This is a genomic window from Haemophilus sp. SZY H56 (assembly GCF_054332415.1).
On record NZ_JBTGNX010000006.1, the window covers coordinates 153,120 to 166,813 of the forward strand.

At 38.5% G+C, this 13,694-nt stretch carries 12 protein-coding genes and 1 pseudogene; 10 read left to right on the top strand and 3 right to left on the bottom strand.

Features of this window, described 5'->3' with window-relative positions; genetic code table 11:
* The first annotated feature begins 41 nt into the window (after nt 1-41).
* A complete protein-coding gene (selD, locus tag ACXVWP_RS06455; RefSeq protein ID WP_289901389.1) occupies nt 42-1,079 on the top strand; it encodes a selenide, water dikinase SelD in 1,038 nt (345 codons plus the stop codon).
* A gap of 51 nt (nt 1,080-1,130) precedes the next feature.
* On the opposite strand, the gene ACXVWP_RS06460 is transcribed toward selD, so the two are convergent.
* Together ACXVWP_RS06460 and gap are read right to left on the bottom strand one after the other, a co-directional pair.
* On the bottom strand, nt 1,131-2,948 hold the full coding sequence (locus ACXVWP_RS06460; RefSeq protein ID WP_128787048.1) for an AMP-dependent synthetase/ligase: 1,818 nt from the start codon (nt 2,946-2,948) through the stop codon (nt 1,131-1,133).
* Between the two features lie 226 nt (nt 2,949-3,174).
* A complete protein-coding gene (gene gap, locus ACXVWP_RS06465) occupies nt 3,175-4,194 on the bottom strand; it encodes a type I glyceraldehyde-3-phosphate dehydrogenase (RefSeq protein ID WP_128787049.1) in 1,020 nt (339 codons plus the stop codon).
* A 218-nt stretch (nt 4,195-4,412) separates the two neighbouring features.
* On the opposite strand from gap, the gene gmk reads away from it, so the two are divergent.
* From gmk to murI, 5 genes are all read left to right on the top strand, one after another.
* The gene (gmk, locus tag ACXVWP_RS06470) at nt 4,413-5,039 is read left to right on the top strand and encodes a guanylate kinase (RefSeq protein ID WP_369866746.1); all 627 of its coding nucleotides are present in this window, start codon (nt 4,413-4,415) and stop codon (nt 5,037-5,039) included.
* Between the two features lie 60 nt (nt 5,040-5,099).
* Nucleotides 5,100-5,366: a DNA-directed RNA polymerase subunit omega gene (gene rpoZ, locus ACXVWP_RS06475; protein WP_289901387.1), complete on the top strand. Its 267-nt coding sequence runs from the start codon at nt 5,100-5,102 to the stop codon at nt 5,364-5,366.
* 75 nt (nt 5,367-5,441) lie between these two features.
* Nucleotides 5,442-7,562, top strand: coding sequence for a bifunctional GTP diphosphokinase/guanosine-3',5'-bis pyrophosphate 3'-pyrophosphohydrolase (gene spoT, locus ACXVWP_RS06480; RefSeq protein WP_128787050.1), 2,121 nt, complete (start codon nt 5,442-5,444; stop codon nt 7,560-7,562).
* Nucleotides 7,562-9,643, top strand: a complete 2,082-nt coding sequence (gene recG / locus ACXVWP_RS06485) for an ATP-dependent DNA helicase RecG (protein ID WP_128787051.1) — start codon at nt 7,562-7,564, stop codon at nt 9,641-9,643. The genes spoT and recG overlap by 1 nt, the downstream gene beginning before the upstream one ends.
* Nucleotides 9,644-9,673: 30 nt before the next feature.
* Nucleotides 9,674-10,483 (top strand): glutamate racemase, encoded by an 810-nt coding sequence (murI, locus tag ACXVWP_RS06490; protein WP_128787052.1) that lies wholly within the window; start codon nt 9,674-9,676, stop codon nt 10,481-10,483.
* A gap of 53 nt (nt 10,484-10,536) precedes the next feature.
* Here the strand turns inward: murI and ACXVWP_RS06495 are convergent, their stop codons facing one another.
* Nucleotides 10,537-10,923, bottom strand: a complete 387-nt coding sequence (locus tag ACXVWP_RS06495) for a helix-turn-helix domain-containing protein (protein WP_128787993.1) — start codon at nt 10,921-10,923, stop codon at nt 10,537-10,539.
* 134 nt (nt 10,924-11,057) lie between these two features.
* Here ACXVWP_RS06495 and ACXVWP_RS06500 point away from each other — a divergent pair, with 134 nt between their 5' ends.
* From ACXVWP_RS06500 to ACXVWP_RS06515, 4 genes and pseudogenes are all read left to right on the top strand, one after another.
* Nucleotides 11,058-11,339 carry a hypothetical protein gene (locus ACXVWP_RS06500; RefSeq protein WP_297569966.1) on the top strand — a complete coding sequence of 94 codons (282 nt, stop codon included), beginning with the start codon at nt 11,058-11,060 and terminating at the stop codon, nt 11,337-11,339.
* Between the two features lie 10 nt (nt 11,340-11,349).
* On the top strand, nt 11,350-11,991 hold the full coding sequence (locus ACXVWP_RS06505) for a tetratricopeptide repeat protein (RefSeq protein WP_128787054.1): 642 nt from the start codon (nt 11,350-11,352) through the stop codon (nt 11,989-11,991).
* A 197-nt stretch (nt 11,992-12,188) separates the two neighbouring features.
* Complete coding sequence (locus ACXVWP_RS06510) at nt 12,189-12,410, top strand: tetratricopeptide repeat protein (protein WP_128787055.1); 222 nt, start codon at nt 12,189-12,191, stop codon at nt 12,408-12,410.
* Nucleotides 12,411-12,944: 534 nt separating this feature from the next.
* Nucleotides 12,945-13,413, top strand: a pseudogene (locus ACXVWP_RS06515) (alpha-hydroxy-acid oxidizing protein); the annotation flags it as partial.
* Nucleotides 13,414-13,694 lie beyond the last annotated feature (281 nt).

Here is a 13,694-nt window from a genome sequence, read left to right on the forward strand (position 1 = left end):
CTTTTAGTTTAAAAGGTATGTGATTTTAGTAAGGATTTAGCATGACGGGTGAGATTCGTTTAACACAATATAGCCACGGCGCAGGTTGAGGCTGTAAAATTTCGCCTAAGGTGTTAGGGACAATTTTACAGACAGAAATCGAAAAATTTACCGATCCGAATTTATTGGTCGGGAACGAAACAGCGGATGACGCAGCGGTTTATGATCTTGGTAATGGTACTGCAATTATCAGTACCACGGATTTCTTTATGCCGATTGTGGACGATCCTTTTGATTTTGGCCGTATTGCCGCAACCAATGCCATTAGTGATATTTTCGCAATGGGCGGAAAGCCAATTATGGCGATTGCTATTTTAGGTTTTCCGATTAATAAATTGCCGGCAGAAGTGGCACAGAAAATAGTTGATGGTGGCCGTTTTGCTTGTCATCAAGCGGGGATTTCCCTTGCTGGAGGTCACTCGATTGATGCCCCAGAACCCATTTTTGGTTTAGCTGTAACGGGTGTGATTGCAACGGATCGTGTAAAACGGAATGCCTCAGCAGAAGCAAATTGTAAGCTTTATTTAACCAAACCATTAGGTATCGGTGTGCTAACTACTGCAGAGAAAAAAGGCAAGTTAAAACCAGAACACCAAGGCTTAGCAACGGCAGCCATGTGTCAAATGAACCTGATTGGTAGCCAATTTGCGGAAGTTGCTGGTGTAACCGCCATGACGGATGTCACTGGCTTTGGTTTATTAGGACACTTGGCTGAAATCTGTGAAGGCTCAAATCTTAATGCGGTTGTGCATTTTGATAAAATCAAATTATTAGATGGCGTAGCGGATTATATTGCTGAAGGTTGTGTACCAGGTGGAACCAATCGTAACTTTGAAAGCTATGGCCATAAAATCGGTCCTCTTACGGATTATCAAAAGGCGGTACTTTGCGATCCTCAAACTTCAGGTGGCTTATTGATTGCGGTTAAACCTGAAAGTGAAGCGGAAATCTTAGAGATTGCGAAAAAAGCCGGTATCGAGCTTAGTGAGGTCGGTGTATTGAAACCTCACCAAGAAGGTGTGCTGGTCGAAGTCGAATAAATCATTTTTGTTAAACTAAAAAGTGCGGTGAAAAATTCACCGCACTTTTTTTTATTCTTTATTTTCCTTGTTCTCTTTATTGCTGGAATACATCGAGTCAATGATGTGATGATAGCGTTCCATAATCACTTTTCGGCGTAATTTGAGCGTAGGGGTGATTTCACCAAGTTTGACGCTAAATGCTTGAGAGAGTAGCGTAAATTTCTTCACTTGCTCGAAGTGAGCGAGTTCCTTTTGAAGGCTCTCAATACGCTGTTCAAACATCTTGATAATTTCAGAGTGTTTGAGTAATTCCATGCGATCTTGATACTTAATATTCAGTTTTTTCGCATATTCTTCTACGCTATCAAAACAAGGTACGATTAAGGCAGAAACATACTTTTTGGCATCAGCAATAATCGCGATTTGCTCGATAAATTTATCTTTACCGATTTTACCTTCGATATATTGTGGTGCAATGTATTTACCGTTAGAGGTTTTCATCAATTCTTTAATGCGGTCGGTAATAAATAAATTACCTTCAGCATCAAATTCACCCGCATCTCCCGTTTTCAAGAACCCATCTTCAGTGAAGGCTTGAGCCGTTTCTTCAGGTTTTTTATAGTAGCCTTTCATTACCATGCCACCACGCACCAGAATCTCGTTATTTTCACCAATTTTAACTTCTGCATTTGGCATCAATTTACCGATAGAATTCGGATTAAAATGATGGTCATCCCAACAAGAAACGGTTGCCGTGGTTTCTGTCATGCCGTAACCGAGTTTGATATTAATCCCAATGCTATGGAAGAAAAGCCCAATGCTTGGTTCTAATTTTGCGCCACCGCAAGGCATCATTTTAATTCGTCCGCCTAACAATGAACGCAGTTTAGAAAGTACCAGCTTATCGGCCAATGCATAGCGTTTTTGCAAGAAGAACGGGACTTTTTTATTTTGAGAGAGAAGATCAAAACGTTTTTGTCCCACTGTAATCGCCCAGTGGAAAATCATCTGACGAATAAAAGGCGCTTTTTGAACTTTATCAAGCACAGCAGAATAAATTTTTTCATAGAAACGCGGTACTGCACACATAAAGGTTGGACGTACTTCCGTTAATGCTTCACGTACTTGATTGGTGTCTTCGAGATAGCAAAGAATTGCTCCGCGATGTAATACATAGGCAATCCAAGCACGCTCAAAAATGTGGCTAAACGGTAAAAAAGAAAGTGAAACCTCATCTTGATTAACATCTAATGCCATATCATGGGCTTCAAGTTGATGCGCCAAGTTACTGTAATCAAGCATGACGCCTTTTGGTTCACCTGTTGTGCCTGAGGTGTAGATGATCGTGAATAAATCATCCATCGTTTTATTTGCTAAGCGAGTTTCAAATTCAGCCTGAAATTCGGCTTTGCCTAATTTAATTAAATCGTCCCAATGGCAAGAAAGAGTATTTTCACTCAATTGAATTTGTTCTTTCATGGCCACAATTTTTTGTAATTGTGGACATTGATGCGCAATTTCTAACGCTTGATCATATTGTTCTTGATCACCGACAAACAGAATTTTGACATCGGCATGATTTAAAATAAATTCAGCTTGTTGTGCGGTATTGGTTGCATAAATTGGAACAGTTATAGCGCGGACTTGAAGTGCCGCAATATCTGCGATTGTCCAACGTGACATATTCTGTGCAAAAATCGCAATTTTATCTTGTGCTTGAATGTTACAAGCAAGAAAAGCTAATGACAGCTGATCAAGCTGTTGTTGAAATGCGTTCCACGAAATATCTTTCCATAAGCCATTAATTTTATGGCGAAGTGCGGTTGCATTTTGACGAGTTTTTGCCTGTTGGCGAATTCGATTGACGAAATGACGTTCTAAATTCATATAAGCCTTATTTGAGCGAACAAGTGTACGCTAATATAAACGAAATAAATTTAAAATCTAGTGAAATGTTGTTATTTTGTGAATATAGAATAAATAATAGACATATTTATTTTCTATTTTTATCTCTGGATGAGAAATAAAGAATTTAAAAATATTGATTAAGTGAAATGAATTGGAAATAAAAAAACCGCTCTAAAAAGAGCGGTTAATTTTTTAGCGATTTTGATTAGCCTTTGTAGTTGTAAACGTGTGCAACTAAGTCTAATACTTTGTTTGAGTAACCAGTTTCGTTATCGTACCAAGATACTAATTTAACGAAAGAATCAGTTAATGCGATACCCGCATTAGCATCAAATACAGAAGTTAAAGCACAACCGTTGAAGTCAGTAGAAACTACAGCATCTTCAGTGTAACCTAAAACGCCTTTTAATTCACCGTTGAAAGTTTTACCTTCCGCTGCATCTTTAATTGCTTGTTTGATTTGTTCATAAGTTGCTGGTTTTTCTAAGTTTACAGTTAAGTCAACTACAGAAACGTTTGGAGTAGGAACACGGAACGCCATACCAGTTAATTTACCGTTTAATGCTGGTAATACTTTACCCACTGCTTTCGCTGCACCAGTAGATGAAGGGATGATGTTTTGTGATGCACCACGACCACCGCGCCAGTCTTTAGCTGATGGACCATCAACCGTTTTTTGAGTTGCTGTGGTTGCGTGAACAGTGGTCATTAAACCATCTTTAATACCGAAAGTTTCGTGAACAACACGTGCTAAAGGTGCTAAACAGTTTGTCGTACAAGAAGCATTAGACACGATATCTTGACCTGCGTATGCACCGAAGTTTACACCACGTACAAACATTGGTGTGCTATCTTTAGAAGGGCCTGTTAATACGACTTTTTTCGCACCAGCAGTGATGTGTTTGCGTGCTGTTTCATCAGTTAAGAATAAACCTGTTGCTTCAACTGCAACATCAACGCCGATCGCACCCCAGTTAAGGTTTGCAGGATCACGTTCAGAAGTAACACGGATAGTTTTACCGTTTACGACTAAGTTACCGTCTTTAACTTCAACAGTACCGTCAAAACGACCGTGAGTTGAATCGTATTTCAACATGTAAGCCATGTATTCAACGTCGATTAAGTCGTTGATACCTACAACTTCGATGTCATCACGATGTTGTGCTGCACGGAATACGATACGACCGATACGGCCGAAACCGTTGATACCAATTTTAATAGCCATAAGATTTTCACCTTCTATTTTTTAAGTTAAACAAAATCGTTGCTCTAACGAGTTCCGGTCGATTATAGCATGGGCATTTTGATAAAAAAAAGGGTATATACCACTTTTTTGTGATCTCGATCACTTTTTAATGATTTGTAAAAACAAATGAAAATTTGACCGCACTTTTCATTTTCTTTTTGTATAATAAAAACAAACAACAACAAGAGGTTTCAATTATGTCTCAAGGTAATTTATATATTCTTTCTGCACCGAGTGGGGCGGGCAAGTCATCATTAATTTCCGCGTTATTAGAAAAAAATCAAGGCACGAAAAAAATGGTGTCTATTTCACACACGACACGTTCACCTCGACCAGGCGAAAGTCATGGAGTGCATTATTATTTTGTTTCAGTAGAAGAATTTGAAACCTTAATTGAAAAAGGCCATTTCTTAGAATACGCAAAAGTGTTTGGTGGCAATTATTACGGCACTTCATTGCCAGCAATTGAAGAAAACTTAGCAAAAGGCATTGATGTGTTTTTAGATATTGATTGGCAAGGTGCACAGCAAATTCGTCAAAAAGTACCTTCTATAAAAAGTATTTTCATTTTGCCGCCATCATTGCCTGAATTAGAACGTCGTTTGGTTGGACGTGGGCAGGATAGCAAAGAGGTCATTGCTGAGCGAATGTCAAAAGCAATCAGCGAAATTTCGCATTATGATGAATATGATTATGTTATTGTGAACGATAATTTTGAACAGGCATTGGCAGATTTACAAAGCATTTTGCAGGCGGAACGCTTGACCAAAGCTTATCAACAAACAGAAAATGCGGACTTAATTCATCAGCTACTAGCAAAATAAGCTTGAATTGAGTACAATATTTTCCCTTTATAGACATTATTTTTAACATCGGAGTAAAACATGGCTCGAGTGACTGTGCAAGATGCAGTAGAAAAAATTGGTAACCGTTTTGATTTAATTTTAACCGCCGCTCGTCGTGCGAGACAATTAGAGTTACATCAAAGTGAGCCGTTAGTGCCGGAAGATAACGATAAACCAACAGTAATCGCATTACGTGAAATCGAAAAAGGGTTAATCAACCAAGAAATCATGGATGCAAAAGAGTATTTAGATGCGGCAGTTTCTCAACGTAATGAAGAAGTGGCTGTAGCGTTAATCGCAGAATAATCTCATTAAAGAGCGGTCAAAATTAAAGCTATTTTGATCGCCTAGTCTTTCTCTCTACAAAAAGTCAGGTGTCCTTTGGAATTGTTTGCAGATTTAGATCGAATTATTCAGGGGTATTTGCCCGCCGATAAAATTGAATTAATCAAACGTGCATTCGTCATTGCGCGAGATGCTCACGAAGGACAATTTCGCTCAAGCGGCGAACCTTACATTACTCACCCTGTTGCAGTAGCTTCAATTATTGCGGAAATGCATTTAGACCATGAAGCAATCATGGCCGCGTTATTGCACGATGTTATCGAAGATACCCCTTATACCGAATCCCAATTAAAAGATGAATTTGGTGCTAGCGTAGCCGAAATTGTTGACGGCGTATCGAAACTAGATAAATTGAAATTCCGTACCCGCCAAGAAGCACAGGTTGAAAACTTCCGCAAAATGATTTTAGCGATGACTCGAGATATTCGTGTCGTCTTAATCAAACTGGCTGACCGTACCCATAATATGCGAACGTTGGGTTCATTGCGTCCGGATAAACGCCGTCGTATCGCAAAAGAAACTCTAGAGATTTACTGCCCATTAGCCCACCGTTTAGGCATTGAGCATATCAAGAATGAATTAGAAGATTTATCTTTTGAAGCAATGCATCCTCGTCGTTATGAAGTACTGAAAAAGCTCGTCGAACAAGCGCGTGGCTCTCGTCAAGAATTGATTCAACGCATTTCTAATGATATTTCACAACGTCTTGATAATGTAGGCATTACAAATCGTATTTGGGGACGTGAAAAACATCTCTATAAAATTTACCAAAAAATGCGCATGAAAGATCAGAAATTCCATTCCATTATGGATATTTATGCTTTCCGCGTTATTGTGAATTCGGTTGATGATTGCTATCGCGGGTTGGGGCAAATGCATAGTTTGTATAAGCCTCGTCCTGGTAAAGTGAAAGATTATATTGCCGTGCCACGTGCAAATGGCTACCAAGCTTTACAGACCTCAATGATTGGCCCTCATGGTGTCCCAGTAGAAGTTCATCTTCAAACTGAAGAGATGGAACAGGTTGCTGAAATGGGAGTTACCGCTCATTGGGTGTATAAAGAAGGTGGTAAAAACGATAGCACCACCGCTCAAGTACGTGCACAACGTTGGTTACAAAGCCTGGTAGATATTCAACAAAACGTGGGTAACTCCTTTGAGTTTATTGAGAACGTAAAATCTGAATTTTTCCCGAAAGAAATCTATGTCTTTACGCCGAAAGGTCGTATCGTTGAATTACCAATGGGCGCAACAGCTGTCGATTTTGCTTATGCCGTGCATTCTGATGTGGGAAATCATTGTGTTGCGGCAGTAGTAGAGCATAAACCTTATCCGTTATCACAAGCTTTAGAATCTGGTCAAACTGTTGAGATTGTGACCAGTGAAAATACTCATCCAAGCGTTAGCTGGTTAAACTTTGTAGTGACGGCTCGCGCAAGAACCCGTATTCGTCATTTCTTAAAATTATTGCGTGCAGATGATGCGGTTCAGACGGGTAAAAAACAGCTAGAAATGGCCTTAAAACCTCATTATCTCTCTGAGGTTTCTGAAGAGAAAATCCAAGCGTTACTAAATGAATTGAATCTCTCAAGCCTCAATGAGCTTTTTGAGGAAATTGGCATAGGTAACCAAATGTCGAGTGTCATTGCTCATCAATTAATGGATGAGGCCATTGAAATTGATGTGGATGGTGTATCTGAAAACACACAAAGTACGCTAACGTTAAGCCGAGATGGCGAAATGAAAGCGTCTTTCGCTCAATGTTGTCATCCAATTCCGGGTGATCCGATCGTGGCATTAAGTACGGCGAAGAAAGGCGTGGTTGTACATCATCAAGCTTGTTCTAATTTAACGTCAGGTAATGCCAAAGATTTCACCGCGGCAAAATGGGAAGAGGCTGAAAGTGCGGTCAATTTTGATGCCGAATTACACATTGAAATGCTTAATGAACAAAATGTATTAGGTAGTCTCATGACAGCGGTCGCGACTTGTGAAAGTAATATTCAAAGTATTTGGACTGAAGAATTAGAGAATAATGTGCTATTAGTTATTATCCAAGTTGGCGCGAGAGATATCTATCATTTAGAAAACATTATGCGAAAAATCAAACAAATTACCAGTGTGATTCGTTTGAAGCGCAATATTAATGAAGCATAATGAGCATGCAACTTCTCGATGCCGTTCCTCTAACCACTTTATCTGGTGTAGGCGCGGCAATCTCCGATAAATTAAGCCGTCTTGGAATTCATAATCTCCAAGACTTGCTTTTTCATTTACCCATCCGTTATGAAGATCGCACGAGAATAACACCCATTGCTGATCTTCGTCCTGAACAATATGCCACCATTGAAGGGGTTGTCCAAACCTGTGAAGTTGCCTTTGGGCGCCGTCCTATTTTAACCGTAAGTCTTTCTGATGGAACGAGCAAGATTATGCTCCGTTTTTTCAATTTTAATGCGGGGATGAAAAACAGTTTTCAGATTGGTACGCGCGTCAAAGCGTTTGGTGAAATTAAACGCGGGCGTTTTATGGCAGAAATTCATCATCCAGAATATCAAATCATACGGGATAATGCGCCATTGGTTTTAGAGGAAACGCTCACGCCTATTTATTCCACAACGGAAGGTTTAAAGCAAAATTCATTACGTAAGCTAACCGATCAAGCATTGGTTTTACTCGATAAAATCCAATTAACGGAAATTTTACCTAATGAATTTAATCCCCATCCTTTTAGTTTAAAGGATGCTATTCGATTTCTGCATCGTCCGCCGCCAGATATCTCGTTAGATATTTTGGAGAAAGGACAACATCCCGCACAGCAACGACTTATCTTTGAAGAGCTTCTTGCACATAATCTTGCGATGCAAAAAGTGCGGTTGGGTGCGCAGCAGTTTTTAGCGTTGCCATTGCATTATCAAACCGATTTGAAGCAACGTTTTCTTACATCTTTGCCTTTTCAACTAACGAATGCCCAAAATAGAGTGGTGGCGGATATTGAGCAGGATTTAGCGAAAGATTATCCAATGATGCGCCTTGTTCAAGGGGATGTTGGTTCGGGGAAAACCTTAGTGGCAGCCTTAGCAGCCTTATTAGCGATTGATAATGGCAAACAAGTGGCTTTAATGGCGCCAACAGAGATTTTAGCGGAACAGCATGCGAATAATTTCCGCCGTTGGTTAGAACCTTTTGGTATTGAAGTAGGCTGGTTAGCGGGTAAGGTGAAAGGGAAAGCTCGCCAAACCGAATTGGAAAAGATTAAATCGGGTGCTGTGCAAATGGTGGTGGGGACACATGCTTTATTCCAAGAAGAAGTGGAATTTGCGGATTTAGCCTTGGTGATTATTGATGAGCAGCATCGTTTTGGTGTGCATCAACGTTTGATGTTGCGAGAAAAAGGCGAAAAAGCAGGATTTTATCCGCACCAACTGATCATGACAGCAACACCAATCCCAAGAACATTAGCGATGACGGTTTATGCTGATCTTGATACGTCGATTATTGATGAATTACCTCCAGGTAGAACACCGATTACGACAGTGGTTATTTCTGAAGAGCGTCGCGATGAAATCGTTGCTCGAGTCAAAAATGCCTGTATTAATGAAAAACGTCAGGCTTATTGGGTTTGTACATTAATTGATGAGTCTGAAGTGCTAGAAGCGCAAGCAGCCGAGGCCATTTGGGAAGATTTAACGAAAGCGCTGCCGATGCTTAAAATTGGCCTTGTACATGGGCGAATGAAACCACAAGAAAAACAAGATATTATGGCTGCCTTTAAAAATGCAGAACTCGATTTGCTTGTGGCTACAACCGTGATTGAAGTTGGCGTGGATGTGCCGAATGCCAGTCTAATGATCATTGAAAATGCTGAGCGTTTGGGCTTATCACAACTCCATCAGTTACGTGGACGAGTAGGGCGTGGCAGTACGGCGTCTTTTTGTGTCTTAATGTATAAACCGCCGTTGGGGAAAGTGTCGCAAAAACGTTTACAGGTATTGCGTGATAGCCAAGATGGCTTTGTGATTTCAGAGAAAGATTTAGAAATTCGCGGCCCTGGTGAAGTATTGGGCACTAAACAGACAGGAATTGCCGAATTTAAAGTGGCGAATTTAATGCGTGATCGTAAAATGATCCCAACAGTTCAACATTATGCTAAAGCATTAATTGTAAAATATCCGAATGTGGCAGAAAGTTTAATCCGTCGTTGGCTAAATAATCGAGAAATTTATTCGAATGCCTAAAGTGCGGTTATTTTTGAAAGAGTTTTATAAATGAATAAAAAAGAAAAATGCCCAACTGTGCTCTTTTTTGATTCTGGAGTGGGTGGGTTTAGCGTATATCGTGAAGCTAAAAAATTATTACCCAATTGGCATTATCTCTATTGTTTTGATAATGCGGGATTCCCTTATTCAGAACGCGAAGAAGAAAGTATTATTCACCGCACTTTAGCGGTTTGCCAACTTGTTAATCAACGTTATCCATTAGATGCAATTGTGATAGCTTGCAATACAGCGAGTACAGTTGTGCTTCCGCCTTTGCGAGCTGCTTTTGATATTCCTATCATTGGGACTGTACCCGCTATTAAACCTGCATCAGAAATGACAAAGACAAAACATATTGGTTTATTAGCTACAAAGGGTACGGTAAAACGTCATTATGTCGATGATTTAATTGATAAATTTGCGCAAGATTGTATTGTTGAGAGATTGGGAACGACAAAATTAGTAGAAATTGCGGAGCAAAAAATTCGTGGTCATTCCGTTGATCTAATCAGTTTAAAAGATGAGTTATCTCCGTGGGCAGACATGGCAGATTTAGATACATTAGTTTTAGGTTGTACTCATTTTCCACTCATCAAAGATGAAATTCAGTTGTGCTTGCCACAAATTAAATATTTTATGGATCCTGGCGCGGCGATTGCTAAGCGGATAAAATATTTGCTCGATGGTAAAAGTGTACGAGCTCAAGGTGAAAAACATAATCAAATGTTTTGTACTGAACATTTTCTAGAAGAATCTCAATTTAAAAAAGCTTTACACCTATGGGGATTTGAATCTTTAGATGTAATAAAAATAGACTAAAATTCCTGCTCTTTAGGGCGAGGATGATGTCAAAGAGATCTGTAAAGTGAGTCTTATTTATTTTGCAGTAATTTGAGCATCTCTCTTAAAGTAGATATTTCATCTTCCTGTCTTTTTATAATTTCATCTTTATGCTGAATTATGAGTGATAATTTTTCATTTTCAAAGACGACTGCATCAGTATTGGCATAGATATTTGAATTGTTTTGACTATTTTCACTAAATAAACAAAAAAATCCTTTTTCTTTAGCGGAGTAAAGATCAGAAACGTTAATGTTAAAGATATTCGCAATTTGCTCTAGTTTTTCTAAGGTTAGCTTAGATTTTCCTCTTTCAATTTTTGAATAACCATTCACCGAAATATTCAATTTTTCAGCCATATCTTCCTGCGTCCATTGATTAAATTCTCTCATTGTTCGAATGGTATCGTGAACGCTCATCATATACTCCTAGTTTAATTTTCTATGTTTTTAGGTAAATTTATCGCTTTTGAGTTGGTGGATAAATTTTATGGCGAAATTATCATTATTCTAATTTTAAATCAATTTGTATTCAAAATCTTTGTGAGGTCTTTATGAAAAAATTAGCATTATATGATGTTGTTGCTTTGTCTGTTTTTGCGTTATCTGCTTGTGAGTCCAAGCCTAAACAGCCAAGAGTATGGAAAATGGAATTGATTGGTTTGCAATATGATGCGTATTCTGGAAAGGGTGAGTGTGCATACAAGCCAGCTCGCACAGATTATTATGCAGCGGGGTATGTAACAGCTTTCTTACCACAAGGTGAAACGATTTGCCCTAAATATGCAACTTATTCGCCAGATACAGAGCAATTTCAGTTTAATAGAGATTATTAAGGAATTTTGAATGAAATGGTTAAAAATGACTTCTTTGAGTATGATTTTTGCTTTTGGATATGTTCAGCAAGTTTATGCTAATAACAATGAAGCTCAATTTCTCCAAATAGAAGAAGCTATGGAGAGAGGGGATTATGCGAAGGTTTTTAAATTATTAAAACCTATCGCAGATCAAGATGATCCTTCAGCTTTATTTTTAATTGGGACTATGTATGAAACAGGAATGGGGGTAACTCAAAGTAACAAGAAAGCAAATGAATGTTATGAGAAAGCTGCTAATAACGGGTCGTCAGAAGCTCAATTTAATATGGGCAAACAAGCTGTTGAAAATAATATGGATTTTTCGACTGCAGCAAAATGGTATCTGAAATCGGCTGAGAAAAATTATGCTCCAGCCCAATATCAAATAGGTATTCTGTATTCATTTGGTTTGGGAGTAGATCAGGATTATAAGCAGGCTTTTAAATGGCTTAAAGAAGCAGCTATACAAAACTATCCTCATGCTCAATATCAAGTCGGAGCTGCGTATACTTTGGGAAATGGGGTTAAAGAAGATGGAAGACAGGCTTTATATTGGTTTGATAAGGCTTGTGCAAATAACATTCAAGATGCTTGTAAAGCTAGTAATTTAATAAGGAATGGAACAAAATGAAAAAATTTTTAAAATTATTCTTGTTAATGGCATTTTTCAAATTATGTTTTTGGGCTTATGGAAATTGGAATAAAACATCTGAATAAAAGTATTTAGCTCAGCCAGTTTCGGAGGCGACAAGTAATTATTATAGTCGTGATGAGATAAATAAGTATTGGAATTTAGCTCAGCAAGGAGATGTGAAAGCTTAGTATAGCTTGGGATATTTATACTATTATCAAAAACAAGACTATGCTCAAGCATTTAAGTGGTATCAATTGTTAGCAAATCAAGGTGTTGCCGAGGCCCAGGCGATGTTAGGGATTATGTACTCGTTAGGACAATCAGTTCCGCAAAATATTTCTTTAGCACAAAAGTGGTTTAAAAGCGCTTGTTTAAACGGTATGCAAGAAGCTTGTAATTACCCGTTAGTAAAATAGTGAGGTAAGCTCTTTATTTGCAATAAAAATTTGCAAATATTTCCTCTAAATCAACAGTTTGTCGAGGGTAACAAGTTACTCTCGGTTAGGTATAATTCAGCTCCTTTTGGATTGGTGTTACATGTTTATCCAAAGAAATAATCTTGCCATGTAAAGAAATATCTAATCTTGATATTTTATAGGGTATGGCATACAACATACAATATTGGGAGGTTGGGGACAGGTTTTTACCCTAGCTCCTTTCCAGCAGTTAGACTAATTTATTGAACACTGTAATCAGTATATCTAGGATATAAATCATTCTCTTAGCTCTACATGACTTAGCGACTAGGCTCACACTATTAACGGTAGTGTGAGCGGTTGTCATAGTGCAAATGATTTTATTATAGAACCGCTTTTTTAGGCGGTTTTCTTTTTCTCCAGCAAAATAAATTGTGATTAATGTCTAAAAATAGAAATAATTATTATTTAATCTTATTGGGTTTATGTTATACCTTGATAATTCATTTATTAACAAAATTCAAAGAGGTCAAAATGATTATTTCATCAGTCAGCGACTATTGTGAAGCGGCACGTCGCCGTGTTCCTCCTTTTATGTTACACTATGCCGATGGCGGTTCTTATGCAGATCAAACACTTGTCCGCAATATGAGCGATTTGGAAAATATTGCGTTAAGACAACGTGTACATAAAAGATATGTTTGACTTAGATACCAGCATTGAGTTATTTGGCGAAAAACTTTCAATTTCGACCATTCTTGCACGCTTTGGGGCGTGCGGTATGTATGCGTGCCGTGGGGAAGTCCAAGCAGCACAAGCGGCAGATAAAAAAGGCGTGCCATTTACCCTTTCAACCGTGTCAATCTGCCCGATTGAGGAAGTTGGTCCAGCGATTAAACGCCCGATGTGATTCTAGCTTTATGTATTAAAAGATCGTGGCTTTATGAAAAATGCTCTTGAGCGTGCCAAAGCTGCGGGCTGTTCAATCGTACTATTGCCGATATTAAACCAGATGCATTGGTGGATTTAAGCAAGCTTCAATTTACAAAACTTGGAGAAAAATAAACCATTTGTTGGCGTAATTTTATTTTTTGTGTATGTATTTTCAACAAACGATAAATTATTTGCAAAAAGTACTTGCAAGGATTTTGAAAATCCCTATAATACACCCCACACAACGACGCACTGTTGTGAAATATGATAAAATCCAGTGCGTCGTTCTTTTTTGCTCTTTAACAATATATCAGACAATCTGTGTGGGCACTTGTTGATTGACTTGTTTTA